General features: G+C 73.1%; 13 protein-coding genes, 1 tRNA gene and 1 pseudogene. 4 read left to right on the top strand and 11 right to left on the bottom strand.

Annotated features, from left to right (window positions below; genetic code table 11):
• Positions 1-27: 27 nt before the first annotated feature.
• Genes ACQEVZ_RS24280 through ACQEVZ_RS24270 form a run of 3 tightly spaced genes read right to left on the bottom strand, consistent with a single transcriptional unit; the run spans position 28 to position 2,436 of the window.
• Positions 28-543: a GNAT family N-acetyltransferase gene (locus tag ACQEVZ_RS24280; protein ID WP_433370234.1), complete on the bottom strand. Its 516-nt coding sequence runs from the start codon at positions 541-543 to the stop codon at positions 28-30.
• Positions 544-574: 31 nt separating this feature from the next.
• Positions 575-1,213: a response regulator gene (locus tag ACQEVZ_RS24275; RefSeq protein ID WP_433376957.1), complete on the bottom strand. Its 639-nt coding sequence runs from the start codon at positions 1,211-1,213 to the stop codon at positions 575-577.
• A gap of 2 nt (positions 1,214-1,215) precedes the next feature.
• On the bottom strand, positions 1,216-2,436 hold the full coding sequence (locus ACQEVZ_RS24270; RefSeq protein WP_433370231.1) for a sensor histidine kinase: 1,221 nt from the start codon (positions 2,434-2,436) through the stop codon (positions 1,216-1,218).
• A gap of 112 nt (positions 2,437-2,548) precedes the next feature.
• Between ACQEVZ_RS24270 and ACQEVZ_RS24265 the strand changes: the two genes are divergently transcribed.
• Together ACQEVZ_RS24265 and ACQEVZ_RS24260 are read left to right on the top strand one after the other, a co-directional pair.
• Positions 2,549-3,826, top strand: a complete 1,278-nt coding sequence (locus ACQEVZ_RS24265; RefSeq protein WP_433370228.1) for an alpha/beta hydrolase family protein — start codon at positions 2,549-2,551, stop codon at positions 3,824-3,826.
• A 95-nt stretch (positions 3,827-3,921) separates the two neighbouring features.
• A pseudogene (locus ACQEVZ_RS24260) lies at positions 3,922-4,401 on the top strand (sugar-binding domain-containing protein); the annotation flags it as partial.
• Here ACQEVZ_RS24260 and ACQEVZ_RS24255 read toward each other — a convergent pair.
• Positions 4,332-4,589 carry a hypothetical protein gene (locus ACQEVZ_RS24255; RefSeq protein ID WP_433377295.1) on the bottom strand — a complete coding sequence of 86 codons (258 nt, stop codon included), beginning with the start codon at positions 4,587-4,589 and terminating at the stop codon, positions 4,332-4,334. The pseudogene ACQEVZ_RS24260 and the gene ACQEVZ_RS24255 overlap by 70 nt on opposite strands.
• 47 nt (positions 4,590-4,636) lie before the next feature.
• On the opposite strand from ACQEVZ_RS24255, the gene ACQEVZ_RS24250 reads away from it, so the two are divergent.
• Positions 4,637-7,357, top strand: coding sequence for a glycoside hydrolase family 2 TIM barrel-domain containing protein (locus tag ACQEVZ_RS24250; RefSeq protein ID WP_433370225.1), 2,721 nt, complete (start codon positions 4,637-4,639; stop codon positions 7,355-7,357).
• A 41-nt stretch (positions 7,358-7,398) separates the two neighbouring features.
• The gene (locus tag ACQEVZ_RS24245; RefSeq protein ID WP_433370222.1) at positions 7,399-7,962 is read left to right on the top strand and encodes a GNAT family N-acetyltransferase; all 564 of its coding nucleotides are present in this window, start codon (positions 7,399-7,401) and stop codon (positions 7,960-7,962) included.
• Here the strand turns inward: ACQEVZ_RS24245 and ACQEVZ_RS24240 are convergent.
• The 7 genes from ACQEVZ_RS24240 to ACQEVZ_RS24210 all read right to left on the bottom strand — a co-directional run bounded on the left by ACQEVZ_RS24240 (position 7,933) and on the right by ACQEVZ_RS24210 (position 12,739).
• On the bottom strand, positions 7,933-8,280 hold the full coding sequence (locus ACQEVZ_RS24240; RefSeq protein ID WP_433370219.1) for a cyclic-phosphate processing receiver domain-containing protein: 348 nt from the start codon (positions 8,278-8,280) through the stop codon (positions 7,933-7,935). The two genes, ACQEVZ_RS24245 and ACQEVZ_RS24240, sit on opposite strands and share 30 nt — an antisense overlap.
• Before the next feature lie 20 nt (positions 8,281-8,300).
• The gene (locus ACQEVZ_RS24235) at positions 8,301-10,055 is read right to left on the bottom strand and encodes an ankyrin repeat domain-containing protein (RefSeq protein ID WP_433370216.1); all 1,755 of its coding nucleotides are present in this window, start codon (positions 10,053-10,055) and stop codon (positions 8,301-8,303) included.
• A gap of 21 nt (positions 10,056-10,076) precedes the next feature.
• Positions 10,077-10,149: transfer RNA gene (locus ACQEVZ_RS24230), tRNA-Met, on the bottom strand.
• Positions 10,140-11,600: a hypothetical protein gene (locus tag ACQEVZ_RS24225; protein ID WP_433370213.1), complete on the bottom strand. Its 1,461-nt coding sequence runs from the start codon at positions 11,598-11,600 to the stop codon at positions 10,140-10,142. Before ACQEVZ_RS24225 ends, ACQEVZ_RS24230 begins: the two co-directional genes overlap by 10 nt.
• A 20-nt stretch (positions 11,601-11,620) precedes the next feature.
• A complete protein-coding gene (locus ACQEVZ_RS24220) occupies positions 11,621-11,782 on the bottom strand; it encodes a hypothetical protein (protein WP_433370210.1) in 162 nt (53 codons plus the stop codon).
• Positions 11,783-11,875: 93 nt separating this feature from the next.
• Positions 11,876-12,229, bottom strand: a complete 354-nt coding sequence (locus tag ACQEVZ_RS24215; RefSeq protein WP_433370208.1) for a hypothetical protein — start codon at positions 12,227-12,229, stop codon at positions 11,876-11,878.
• Positions 12,230-12,286: 57 nt separating this feature from the next.
• The gene (locus tag ACQEVZ_RS24210; RefSeq protein WP_433370205.1) at positions 12,287-12,739 is read right to left on the bottom strand and encodes a TetR/AcrR family transcriptional regulator; all 453 of its coding nucleotides are present in this window, start codon (positions 12,737-12,739) and stop codon (positions 12,287-12,289) included.
• Positions 12,740-13,501: the final 762 nt, after the last annotated feature.

Below are 13,501 nucleotides of genomic sequence, written 5' to 3'. Positions count from 1 at the left end.
CTCGGCGCTGGGCCGGAGCCGCGGCGCTCAGCCCAGCTTCTTCGTCAGGGTCTCGAACTGCAGGTCGTCGCGCAGCGGGCGGCCGAAGCGCTCGTCGCCGTACGGGAACGGCGACAGCTCGCCGGTCCTGACGAAGCCGCGCCGCACGTACCAGGCGATGAGGTCGTCCCGCTGGACGATCACCGTCATCCGCAGCTCGCCGGCGCTCCACTCGTCCCGGGACCGCCGCTCGGCCTCCTCGAGGACCGCCCGGCCGAGCCCGTTGCCCTGCTGCCGGGGGTCGACGGCGAACATGCCGAAGTAGACGTACCCGTCGCGGCGCTCCAGCTGGCAGCACCCGACGACGCCCCGCTCGTCCTCCGCCACCAGGACGAAGCCGGTGGCGATCGCCTCCGCGACCATCTCCGGGTCGGCCCGCTGGCCTTCGAGGAGGTCCGCCTCGGTCGTCCACCCTTCGCGGCTGCTGTCCCCGCGGTACGCGCGCTGCACCAACTCCACCAGCGCCGGCACATCGTTCGGCGTCGCACCCCGGAACTTCACCATGCCGAGCATTATGCAGCCTGCTGAAGACGGGTCAGCGGTGGTCGAGGTAGCTCAGGACGGCCAGGACGCGGCGGTGGTGGTCGCCGGACGGGGGGAGGCCGAGCTTCGCGAAGAGGGAGTTGATCAGGTTGTTGACCGACTTCTCCGCGATGACGAGGCGGGCGGCGATGGCGGCGTTGGAGTGGCCCTCGGCCATGAGACGGAGGACCCCGGCCTCGCGGCCGGTGAGGCCGTCGAGCGCGGACGGCTGGTGGATCAGCTGCGCGACGACCTCCGGGTCCATGACGGTGCCGCCGGCGGCGACGCGGCGGACGGCGTCGACGAACTCGCGGACCTCGGCGACCCGGTCCTTCAGCAGGTAGCCGACGGCGCCGGACCGGTCGGCGAGGAGGTCACGGGCGTAGAGGCGCTCGACGTACTGGGACAGGACGAGCACCGGCAGGCCGGGCACCGCGCGGCGGGCGGCGACGGCGGCGCGCAGCCCCTCGTCGGTGAAGGTCGGCGGCAGGCGGACGTCCACCACCGCGACGTCCGGGGCGGCGGCGACGATCCGGTCGGCGAGGCCCGCGCCGTCGGGGTCGGTGGCGGTGACGTCGAACCCGTACGCGGTCAGCATCCGGGTCAGCCCGTCCCGCAGCAGCACCTGGTCCTCGACGATCAAGACGCGCACGGTCAAGACTCGCACGGCAGTGACATCTCCAGCACGGTCGGGCCGCCCGATGGGCTGGTGACGTGCAGGGTGCCGTCGAACGCGGACAGGCGGCGCTGGATGCCGAGCAGGCCGGTGCCCCGGGACGGGTCGGCGCCGCCGACGCCGTTGTCACGCACCGTGATGTGCACCGCGTCGCCCGCGTCCACGAGCGCGATCCGGATCTCGCCGGCGCCGCTGTGCCGGATCGCGTTGCCCAGCGCCTCGGCGGTGGCGAAGTAGGCGGCGGCCTCGACGGGTGCCGCCAGCCGCCGCGCCAGCCGCAGGTCCAGCTGTACGGTCACCGCGCTGCCCAGCACGAGCGCGTGCACGGCGGCGGCCAGACCCCGGTCGGCGAGGACGGGCGGGTGGATGCCGCGGACCAGGCCGCGCAGCTCGGTGAGCGCGGCGCCGGCGCCGGTCCGGGCCTCGGCCAGCAGGGCCTTCGCCACCGCCGGGTCGTCGTCGATGACGTCCGACGCGACGCCGAGGTGCATGGCGAGCAGGACCAGCCGCGCCTGGGCGCCGTCGTGCAGGTCGCGTTCGATGCGGCGCAGCTCGGCGGCGGACGCGTCGACGGCGGCCGCCCGGGTCGTGGTGAGCCGGTCGACGCGGGCCGCCAGCCGGGCCGCGGACGTGGGCGCGAGCAGCGCCCGGGCCAGCACGGTCTGGGCCCGGACCAGGTGGCGCGGCAGCCACACCGCGACGACCGTGAGGCCGGCGCCGACCGGCACCAGGATCCAGGTCAGCGGTCCCGAGCGGCCGGTCCACTCCAGCACCGCCGGGTCGTAGCCCGTCGGCGACGGCAGCAGGGCGCGCAGCGCGGGGGCGGTCACGCACTGGACGGCGGCGAGCCACAGCGCGACGGCGACGACGAAGCCGCCGACGCCGGCCACGAACTGGCACGGCAGCCACAGCAGGTCCCGCCACGTCGCCGGGTCGCGCACCACGGTCCGCAGCCGCGCCGGCGGCCCGCCGGTGAGCGGCGCGTACGGGGCGGGCACCGCCGCGGCCCGGCGCTGCACGCCCGCCAGCTTGCGGCAGGCCCACAGCGCGGCCGCGAACAGGAGCACTCCCGCTCCGGCGGCGAGGCTCGCCGGTACAGACGCCGCAAACGAAACCAGCAGCACCGGGGCCGGCAGTCCGACGGCCGCGCCCACCGCGAGCCGGCGCAGCTCGGCCAATCGATCACGAAAGCGGTTCACGGCACCGACGGTAGGCGGCGCCGGGGCGGGCCGGACAGGGTGCGGACACCTGAATGCACTGGGGTGTCGCCGCCCTGGGCCGGCCTGCCCCGCCACGGCCAGGCTGAGCGGCATGCGAAGGATCATGGTGGCGATCGCGGCGGCGGTGCTGGTGGCGGCGCCCTTGACCGTGGGAACGCCAACACAAGCCGCACCCGAGGGATTGGCGGCGACCGAGGTGACGTTCACCGGCAACGGCGGCGTCACGCTGCACGGCACCGTGCTCGCGCCCACCGGAGGGGATGCCAGGAAACCGGCCATCGTGCTGCTGGAGGGCGCCGGCAGCCGGGGCCGCGGCTACCTGCGGGCGGAGGCCGAGGCGTACGCGCGGCACGGCATCGTGACGCTCACCTACGACAAGCGCAGCACCGGGTACTCCCTGATGCACCGCGACTACTCGGTGCTGGCCGACGACGCGCTCGCCGGGCTCCGCCTGCTGCGCGCCCGGCCGGATGTCGATCCCGAGAAGACCGGCCTGTGGGGGCTGTCGGAGGGCGCGTTCGTCGCCCCGATCGCCGCGAACCGCTCGACCGACGTCACGTTCGTCATCACCGTCGGCGCGGTCGGCACGACACCGGCGGAGGAGACGGCGTGGGCGTACGGGCAGTACCTGCGCCACGCCGGCGTCCGCGGCCCGCTGCCCCGGCTCATGCAGACCAGCGTGGTGCGCGCGACGATCGACCTCGGGCTCTTCGCCGAGGCCGGCTTCGACCCGGTGCCGCACTGGCAGCGGGTCCGCCAGCCGGTCCTCCTGCAGTGGGGCGACCTCGACCGCGATGCCGTGCCGCTGCGCAGCAGCCGGCTCATCGTCGGGGCGCTCGACCGCGGCGGCAACCCGCACCACACCGTCCGCGTCGTCGCCGGCACCAACCACGACCTGCACCGCACCGAGGACGACGGCTTCGACCGGCTGCCGCTCCTCCCGGCCGGCTACGGGGACTTCGAGGCCGCCTGGATCGCCGACCCGGCCATCGAGGCGCCGGGCGTCGCCCTCCCCGCGGAGGCGGCGATCGTCGACAGCGCGCCGCGCGGCTGGTGGGACACGACCTGGGCGCGGCTGGCGACCGCGGCGCTGCTGCTGGGCGCGCTGGTCGCGGGCGTGGTCAGGCGCAGGGCGTGGCTGCCGGCCGGGCTCGCCGCGGCCACCGTCGCCGGCACCCTCGCCTACCTGTTCTTCCTGCTCGTCGTCGCGGGCAAGGTGGCCGGCCCGGTCGTCCTCGGTCAGCCCCTCGCCTGGCTCGCCCTGCAGCTGCTCGCCGTCGCGACCGTGGCGGCGGCCGCCTGGCGGCGCCGGCCCATCGAAGGAGCACTGTTCGCGGTCTGGGCCGTCCAGTGGTTGACGGCTTGCTGAGAGTGCATTAGCTTCGCGTCTACTGCAAGCCGCTTCCCGAATCGGATCCGCCCGCAGCCGATTCCGGCAGGCAGCTCCCATCTTCGGAGGCCCGTGTGACCCCGCATCGGCGCGACATCCTCAAACTCATCGGTGCCGGCACCGCCGGAGCCTTCCTGCCCGTTGTCCTTCCCGTTGTCCTGAACAGTCCGGCGCAGGCCGCCGGCTCGGCCGTGGTCCCGCTCGACGGGGACTGGCGCTTCGCGACCGACCCCGGCGGCACCGGCGAGGCGTCCGGCTGGGCCACGCCCGGCTTCGACGACTCCGGCTGGGCGACGCTGCGCATCCCCGGCAACTGGGACGTCCACGACGCGTGGGCCGGCTACCGCGGCTGGGGCTGGCACCGGCGCGCCGTCGCGTCGCCCGCCATCAGCGCCGGGCAGGTCGTCCGGCTGCGGTTCGAGGCCGTCTACCACCGGGCCAAGGTCTGGTTCAACGGCGCCTACCTCGGCGAACACTCCGGCGGCTACACGCCGTTCGAGTTCGACGTCACGAGCCGGCTCGCCGCCACCAACACCGTCGTGGTGGCGGCGAGCAACACGTACAGCATCGGCGCCTGGTGGCCGTGGGGCGGGATCAGCAGGTCGGTGTCGCTCACCGTCGACGCCGCCGTGCGGATCGAGCGGCAGCACGTCATCGCCACCCCGGACCTGACGACCGGCACGGGGGCGGTCGTCAACTGGGTGACGGTGTCCAACGCCGGCGCGACCGCGAAGACCGTCACCGTGCGGAGCGCGTTCCCGTGGGGCACCCCAAGCGACGACGATCACCGTGCCCGCTCGGGGCACCGCCGAGGCGAGGCTGGACAGCAGCGTCCCATCCGGCGGGTACGCGCTGTGGGGGTTGGACCGGCCCAGCCTGTACACCTGCGAAACCACCGTCCTGGACGGTGCGACCGCGCTGCACGTGAAGTCGGACCGCTTCGGCTTCCGCAAGGTCGAGGTCCGCGGCACGGCACTGCTGCTCAACGGCGAACCGGTCAGGCTCAACGGCTACAACCGGGTCGGCGACGACCGGGTCGCCGGCGCGACCGAGCCGACCTACCTGGTGCGGCGCGACCTCGACCGGATGAAGGCCGCCGGGGCCGGCCTGATGCGCATCCACCACGTGCCGCAGACGCCGGAGCTGCTCGACTACGCCGACGAGATCGGCATGCTGCTCATCGAGGAGATCCCCGTCTGGGGCACCGGCGCCAACCTCGACCCCGCCGACGAGGTCACCCGCGCCGAGCTGCGCGACATGATCCGCCGCGACTACAACCACCCGTCGGTCATCGCCTGGTCGGTGGCGAACGAGATCCGCGGCACCAGCGCTGAGGGCATGACGTTCGTCCGCGAGATGATCGCCCACATCAAGTCCACATTGGACAGCACCCGCCTGTGCACGTACGTCAGCAACACCTACGCGGGCGCCGCCACGCCCGGCGCGGAGGCGTTGCAGTACACGGACTTCGCGTGCCTCAACATGTATGGCAACTTCGCCGGCAACGTCGACCACGTGCACGGCCTCTACCCCGACAAGCCGATCTTCGTGTCGGAGTACAGCTCGGACAGCTTCACGTTCCCCACCAGCCGCGAGGACGTCGACTTCCGCACGACCAGCGACGCGGCGGCCCTCGCTTATCCGTCCCGGCCGTGGGTGGTGGGCAGCTCGCACTGGACCTTCAACGACTACCGCAGCGGCTACGGCGGCTCGTCCCCGGACCAGGTGCGCGGCTGGGGGATCCAGAACGTGTGGGGCCGGCGGAAGCGGGCCTACGCGCAGCTGCAGGCGACGAATGCCCTCGTGGGGTTGGGCCTTCTTTCTTCCGGCGGCCTGACCGTTTTGTCGCTGTCTGTCAAGGATGGTCCCGCCCGGATCCTACGGGGGCACCGGCTCGCGTGGCAGGTCACCGACGCGGCCGGCACGGTGATCGACGGGCGGCTGCTGCCGCTGCCCGACATCGCGCCCGGCAGCCCCACGCTGCAGCGGGCCGTCCGGTGGACCGACCCCGGCACCGCCGTCCGGCAGCGGCTGACGCTGCTCGCGCCCTCCGGCCACGAGGTCGCCGTGTCCACATTGGACGTCCGGGTGCCGGCGGCGCCGACCATCAGCTCCGTGCAGGCCGCGAACGGCGCCGTCCGCGTCGTCTTCGACCGGGTCGCCAACGCCGACGGCTACCGGGTGCTCGCCTCGACCGGCGCCACCAGCGCCGACACCATCAACGGGTTCGCCGACGTGACGCTGGCCAACGGGGTCGCGGCGCAGGTGCGGGTCGTCGCGTTCAACGGCGCCGGCACGTCGGCGGCGTCCGCGCCGGTGACCGTCACGCCCGGCGGCACCCTCGCGCTGCCGCCGAAGATCCAGGACGTGGTGCCGGTCGACGGCGGGCTCGTGCTCGGCTTCATCGTCGCGCCCGGGGCGGCCGACCACCAGGTGGAGGTGCAGGGCGGCCCGTCGTTCACCACCACGCTCAAGGGCTCGGTCCGGATCGTGACCAGCGGCTCCGCCGTACGCGTCAAAGGCGACAACACCGTGTGGAGCGCATACGTCTCACCGTCCGGGGGCTTCGCGGCCCACGGCGCGCTCGCCGCGGACGACCGGGTCGCGGTGCGGATCACCCCCGACCCGTTCGCGGAGCGCTACGAGGTGACCGCCACCGGCGGCGGGCGGACCGTGACGCGCGTCGTGGAGTCCTCGGCGGTGGAGCTGCTGACCGTCGCCGGCCTGGTCGCCGACATTGCTCAGAGTGTCGTCGTCCGCTGCGGTACGAGCGGTGGCTGGTCGGATCCGGTCACCGTGGCCACCCGGACGGTCCCGGTGCTTCCGGCGGGTGCGCCGGCCACGCCGACCGGACTCGGCAGCTCGACCAGCGGGGGCGTGACGACGCTCGTGTGGTCCCCGGTGCCCGGCGCCGCCGGCTACCTCGTCGCCGCCACCGACTGCGGATCGCTGCCCACCACGGTCGTCACCTCGGCCGCGTCGCTGGTCGTGGGGGCCGCGTCCGCGGTCGCCGGCGTCGCCTACCGGGTCACGGCCATCGGCGAGGGCGGCGTCAGCGCCGCGTCCGCCGGTTACGTCGTGCCCGGCACGCCGGGGCCGCGGCAGGTGACGGTCACGCCCCTCGACACGGCCGCCGACTGCGCCGGCAACGTCCGCTACCGGGAGACCGGCACCTGGCTGGCGAGCAGCCTGCCCGGCGTGGACGGCACCCCGAGCCGGTACAGCAACACCGCCGGCTCCTCCGCCACCTGGGCGCCGACGCTGCGGGCCGCCGGCACGTACCGGGTCGAGGTGTGGGTGCCGGCGAGCAGCAGCAGCACGACCGCCGCCGCGTACCAGGTCACCCACGCCGGCGGGACGGCCTCGTTGACGGTGAATCAGGTCAGCGTCGGCGGCTCCTGGTACACGCTGGGCACGTGGTCGTTCGTCCAGGGTGCTTCGGGGAAGGTCGTGCTGACCGCCGGCACCACGTTCGCTCGCGCCTCGGCGGTCCGTTTCACGCCCGCGTAATTCGGCTGCCGGCGCTGATTCCGCGGTGCGAGGATGGCGCGATGTCGTTCACTGTCAGGCCCGTGCAGGCGTCCGAGTGGCCGCTGGTGAAGGAGCTCCGGCTCGCCGCGCTGCAGGATCCGGTCGCGCCGATCGCGTTCCTGGAGACGTACGAGCGGGCCGTCGCCCAGCCGGACGACTTCTGGCAGGGCCGCGCGGCCGACGCGGCGCTCGGTGAGACGGTTCGCCAGTTCATCGGCGTTTCGCCCGAAGGTCGCTGGCTCGGCTCGGTCACCGTCCTGGTCGAGCCCGCCGGCGTCGAGGACTTCTGCGGCCAGACCGCGCCGTTCGCCCAGACGCACGTCGTCGGCGTCTTCGTGCGCCCCGAGGCGCGCGGCACCGGCCTGGCCCTCGCCCTGTTCGACGCGGCGGTCGCGTGGTCCCGGACCCAGCCCGTCGACCGGGTCCGCCTCTACGTGCACGAGTCCAACGCCCGCGCCCAGGCGCTCTACGAGAAGGCCGGCTTCAAGCGCACCGGCGTCGAGGTGACCCTGTCGGCCGGCCCCGAGTTCGAGTACGCCTTCCCGCTCGTGTCCTCACTCCCCGAGGTACGCGACCTGGGGTGATCCCGTGGCGGACCGGACCTCGTACCCCCACCGGCGCAGGGCCTGCAGCATCTTCGCCACGCCCGGCGGGTTGGCGGAGTGGACGAGGACGACCCCGATGTCGAACGGCCTGCCCTCGAACGCCGCCATCTCCAGGACCTCCACCACCGGCCAGATCGTGTCGTCGCCGCCGAGGTCGTGATCCAGCCACAGCTCGTCGATCCGCGCCTCCCGGTGCCGGTGCAGCGCCTCGACCCCGGCCGCGCTGGTCCGGGCGACCTCGGCCGCCCGGCCGTCCACGAAGGACCGCAGGTCGTCGACGAGGATCACTCTCGCCATCAGGGGTTCAGGGTGCGCCATCAGCGGTTCAGGGTGCGCAGGAAATCGAGGTCGCGGCGGCCGGTCCAGATGGCCATGCGCTGGAACGGCCGCTCCGAGCGGGCCTTCGGGTCGGCGCCCGCGTCGAGCAGCGCCCGCACCAGCGCCGGGCTGCCGTAGGTGACGGCCGGGTGCAGGGGCGTCTCGCCGTTCACGTCGCGGGCGTCGACGTCCAGGCCGGCGGCCAGCAGCCGGGTCAGGATCGCCAGGTCGGCGTCGAACAGCCACGGCAGCAGGTGCAGCAGCGTGCGGCCCCGCTCGTCGCGGACGTGCGGGTCGATGCCGGCGTCCAGGGCGGCCGCCACCGCCGGGCCGTCGCCGAGGTGGACGAGCCGCATGAGGTCACGGCGCAGGCCGCGCATCTGGCTCGGCATCCGCACCGCCGGGTCCCGCCAGCCCTCCTGGGCGGCGACGCAGCCGCGGACCGGGCCGCCGAACGCGCGCATCGCCCGCTCGCGCTGGATCTCGGCCGGCGAGTCCTGGATCTGGATGGCGCCGTCGCGCAGCACCACCTCGTGGATCGTCCCGGTGCAGTAGATCCGCACGCGGTCCTTGATGCGGACCGTTGGCGGTGCGGGCGTCGTTCCGGCCGGGAACAACGCCTCGTGCACCAGCGGATGCAGCTGGTCGGGGCGCAGCGACCCGCGCAGCAGCCCGGTCAGCTCGTCCGGGCGGCGGGACAGCACGGACGGCAGCCGCGGCACGCGGGCCAGCTCCAGGCCGAACTCGGCGATCTCCGCGCGCTTCCGGTCGTCGTCGGCCTGCCCGTACGGCACGGCCGCGACCAGCCGGGCGCGCGGCTGCGGCGTGTCGAGGCGGTCCAGGACGAGGCAGCGCCCGGGGCGGTCGATCCGGACGAGGCCGCAGTGCTCGTCGACGTCGGTCGGCATCGGGTCGGGCCGCGGCGGTTCTCCTTGGGGACCCCAGTACCTTGGTTGGCTGCTCTTGTCTTGCTCCAGCGGTGCTGCGTGGCGCAGGTTTGTCACGTATTCGGCCACGCGGCGGGCCGCCTCGGGCAGCGTCGTGTGCACCGGCCGCAGCCGGGTGAGCGACTGCTCGACGACGGTCTGCCTGCTGGTCCGCAGTTCGTCGCCGGTGCGGCCGGGCGCGAACGCCGCCGGGTCGATGCGCTCCCGGCCCCATCCCGGGTCGAACAGCAGGACCTGGAGCTCGAACCCGGCCGCCGCCCACGCCTCGGCGTGCCGGCCCTCGTCGTCCAGCCGCATCGCCTGCTCGGCAACGGTTTCCGGCTGTGTTGCCCTACGCTCGCCGGTGTCGTTGAAGAACGGCAGGTGGGTCGTGCCGCCGCAGCGTCGCATCAGCTGGCCCGTGCACCGGGAGTCCCAGCGGTCGCGGAGCAGCAGCAGCGAATGGTCGCGCTTGCCGGGCGCGGTGGCGTCGAGGCGCTCGAACGCCAACCGGATCCGCTGCGGCTCGTCGAGGTTTCCCGGCGGCCTCGCGACCAGCGCGTACGCGTCGGGGAACACCGCCAGGGGCAGGCAGAGTCCGGTGCGCAGCAGGCCGTCGCCGGGGCGTTGCGGCAGGTGCCAGCGCAGCAGGTCGGGCACGAGGTGGCGCAGGTCGTCCTCGATCCGCCCGGCGACCTCTTTCCCGTGGGCGTTGCTGATCGCGGGCAGGTCCACGTCGACGTCGACGCCCGCGACCTGGCACGCGCCGTGCCAGTCGCAGGCGAGCCGCCGCTCGGTCGCCCGCTCGACCATCCACCCCAGCACCACGGCCCGCCCTCCTGTTTCAGGCAGTGCCGACCGGATTCGAACCGGCGTCCTTCCGACTATGAGACGGACGCGACCACCTCTGCGCTACGGCCCTGCCGCGGCCGAGTTTAACGACAGCAGGCACCTTCCCAGGTCCGTCAGCTCGACGGTTACGGACGGCTCCGGATCCACGGCCCACGGCGCGGTGCCCCACATGGCGGCGGCCTCGGCGGCCGCTTCCGGGTCATCCGCGAACCCGGCGACCGCGACGGCGCCGTGGCGGGCGAGCGACGCGAGGGTGTTGCGGACGGCGGTGGCGGCGATGCCTGCGAACAGGTCGGGATCCCCGGCCGGCAGGCGGCTCGCTTGCTCGTCGATCAGCCGGTCGGTGAGCTCGTCCAGCTCGGCCCTTCCCTCATGGTGCCGCTCATGTTCGGCCAGCAGGTCGAGGAACAGCGGGGTCCACGGGTCGATCCACTGGCGCAGCTGCGCGGTGCCCTTCTCCGAGTGCAGTGGGGTGATCGGGTGGATGAGCGCGTCGGCGAGGTCCACCCACAGGTCGAGCGCTTCCTGCGGCTGTGCCTTCCCGGCCAGGACGTCGTCGACCAGGGCCGCCCCCGGTCCGCGGACGACCCTGGTGCGGCGCAGCTGGATGACGTCGAACTCGATCGCGATCAGCCACAGCGGCGTCAGGACCGGATCGGCCGTGCTCTGGTAGCCGAGCACCGCGAGCAGCGCGGGCCGGTCGGCCTTGCGCAGCTCACCCCGGTCGTCGAGCGGCCGGCCGTCGAACCCGACCCAGCCGGCGAGCGCGGCGAGGTCCCGCAGCAGCGCGCTGTCCCTGACCTGCTCGTACGGCGGCTCGACCTTGTGGTGTTCCGGCTCCTGGTGCTCGATCTTCTGTTGTTCCGGTTCGTTCGTCTTCGCCGGTTCGTTCGTCTTCGCCGGCTCGCTCGTCTGGTCCGGCGCGGTCGTCTTCGTCCGCTGCGGAGGGCGGGTGCTCATCGTGACGGTGCCGCCGTCGATGGTGACGTGGCCGGTGGCGTACCCCTCACGCTCCTCCATCAGCCGCCCGAGCACCTCCCGGCGCTCCTCCGGCTCCCGCGCACTGAACTCCGCCGCCCACGCGTCGATCTCCGCCGGGTCCCCGTCGGGCCTGACGCCGTCCTGGAGCATCGCGGTGAAGATCCGCTTCGCCAGCTCCCACCGGCTCGTGTCGGCCATCGCGGCCGGGAACTTCGCCGTGAGCCGGTCCGCCTCCTTGAGCAGCGCGGCGGGCTTGGCACTCGCCGGGTGCAGCCGGTCCGTGGCGTCGAGGAACCGCAGGAACTCCCGCACCGTGCCGACCCCGTGCTCGGCCAGCCCCCACGCGTCGACCTGCCGGGGCACGACAGCGTTCATGAGCAGGTCGTGCACGTCCCCGCTGCGCCACCGGGTCGGATCGGGCCGCTCCAGCCGCTCGGCCCGCACCTGCAACAACACCGCGATCCGGTCCTGCTCGGCCTCGCCTGTCGACCCCCACGCCGCGAACTCGTCGACGAGCCGCTGCTGCAATCGGTACGCCATTCACCGACCCTATCCGTAGCTCAGGTCACCAGTTTGCTGAAGAAGTCCCCGAACCCGGTGCCGAGCGCGCCGATCAGCCCCAGGAGCCCTTGGGCGACGCTCGCCGCCGCCTGCGGCCGGAACGCGATGAAGTAGATGAGGAATGCCCAAGCGGCGTAGGTCAGCGTTTTCTTCACTGTCATCGGTCGCCCCGTGCGGTTGTCGTTCAGTCGTGTACCGATCCGCCGACTACCCCCTCGCCACAGCCCTAACCGCCCGTTTCCTCAGTGCTTCGTTCACCGCTTGACGGCCCGTTCGATGAGGTCAACTGCACCGCGCGGATCGTCGACCTGGATCACCAACCGCGCATACCGCTCGTCGGCGAGCTCCACGACAATGGCCTTCTCCGCGTCCCGCACATCCCAGAACACCTTCTCCCCGTCAAGGCGAAACGTCCCCGCCGTGATCACATTCGGGAAGTGCGTCCCAGCCGTCCTGATCCCTTTCGGCTGCCGCACCATGCCCGGGTCCGCCGTGGCCCCCCGCACGTTCGCCAGCGGAATCTCCAGCCTGCTCTTGAGCGCCCAGAGCTTGTCCAGCCCTTCCATCTCAACAACGAGGTTCCCCGAATCGATACTGACCGTCGCCATCCCCATCACTCCTTAGCTTCTCTGACCGCCGGGCCCTTCTGGACCGGCCAGGACTTCTCAATCGGCCGAGGCTTCTTGACCGGTCCGGGCCCGCAGCCGCAGCCCCAGCAGCTCCGTTGCCCGCTCCACTCCAACGGCGTCATCCAGCCGGGCGAGCGCACCCCTGATCAGCCCGGCGACCTCTGGATCACCCGGCGCCTGCTCAACGGCCGCCAGCAGCAACAGATCCAGCACGCCCCTCTCGACGAGCGAGGCATCCCGGCCGCCGTCCTTCGGGGCCAGCTTCTCGATGGCCGCGAGCGCCGGCTCAAACTCGTGCTCGAGATACCACCGCAACGCGGTCAGATAGAGCCCCCGCTTGCTGCCGAACGTCTTGTACAGGCTGTTCCGATGCACCCCCAACCCATTGACCAGGTCATCCACGGACAACCCGTCGTAGGCGCGTCCCGCGAACAGCCGCACGGCCGCCCGCGTGACCACCTCTTCGTCAAAGCCTCTCGGTCGCCCCACCCCTCAGACGGTACGAGTAAAGGAACGATCAGTCAAGAACGAACGTTCCTAAACGCTGCCAGCACCCTCACCGGCCGTCCAAGGTGGAGCACGCCCCGCCGGCCTCCGACGCCGAACCCGCGGCGCCTGCCTAATAGGTACCGCCGACGCGCACCCCCACGGGACGGGTCGTCGCGCGGGTCGACAGAGCGCTTGACAGCCCGACGTCGAAGCGCGCCCACTCGCCTGTCGCCCCGCTGGCTCGGAATCCGTGCCTCCATCGACCTCGGTAGCGGGCGAGGACCTGGTCGGCAGTCCAGCCGTGGGCGCTTCAGGTGCGGGCGGTTCAGGTGCGGGCGGTTCAGGTGCGGGCGGTTCAGGTGCGAGCGGTCCTGGCGAAGGCGGTGCGCCGGCGGGTGCTGGATCGTCGACCGGCTCACCGCAACCCGGGCTGCCGCCGTCGACGCGTCCGCCGCACAGTGCCGTGGCGGTCGACGGTGCCGCCTCTGCCAGGATTCGAGCGTTGCGGAGCCTCGTCAGCTTCGCTGCGTGGCGGGCCGCCAGCCCATGCGCGCGAGCCTCGGCGAACTCCGCCCTCACCCGCCGCTTCTCCTTGTACCGCCGGTCGAAGGCTGCGGCCTGCGCGGCGCGGCGAGCTGCCATCCACTCGTCCGAGCCGAACGGCGCCGACGAGGCGGAATCTGTTGCTGGAAAAGCGGATCGCATGCGCTGCCTCCCCCCGGTAGGCGCTGCACTCCATCGTCGGGGTCGCACGATCCCGCG

It is taken from the genome of Dactylosporangium sp. CA-152071 (assembly GCF_050936335.1).
GTDB lineage: Bacteria > Actinomycetota > Actinomycetes > Mycobacteriales > Micromonosporaceae > Dactylosporangium > Dactylosporangium maewongense.
The sequence above is the reverse complement of the archived record's forward strand: the minus strand, read 5'-3'. Positions and strand labels throughout refer to the sequence as shown.

Coding starts and splice junctions, on each gene's coding strand:
- ACQEVZ_RS24240 (WP_433370219.1), bottom strand. CDS start 8,280: ATGGCGAGAGTGATCCTCGTCGACGACCTGCGGTCCTTCGTGGACGGC.
- ACQEVZ_RS24280 (WP_433370234.1), bottom strand. CDS start 543: ATGGTGAAGTTCCGGGGTGCGACGCCGAACGATGTGCCGGCGCTGGTG.
- ACQEVZ_RS24265 (WP_433370228.1), top strand. CDS start 2,549: ATGCGAAGGATCATGGTGGCGATCGCGGCGGCGGTGCTGGTGGCGGCG.
- ACQEVZ_RS24225 (WP_433370213.1), bottom strand. CDS start 11,600: ATGGCGTACCGATTGCAGCAGCGGCTCGTCGACGAGTTCGCGGCGTGG.
- ACQEVZ_RS24245 (WP_433370222.1), top strand. CDS start 7,399: ATGTCGTTCACTGTCAGGCCCGTGCAGGCGTCCGAGTGGCCGCTGGTG.
- ACQEVZ_RS24215 (WP_433370208.1), bottom strand. CDS start 12,229: ATGGCGACGGTCAGTATCGATTCGGGGAACCTCGTTGTTGAGATGGAA.
- ACQEVZ_RS24220 (WP_433370210.1), bottom strand. CDS start 11,782: ATGACAGTGAAGAAAACGCTGACCTACGCCGCTTGGGCATTCCTCATC.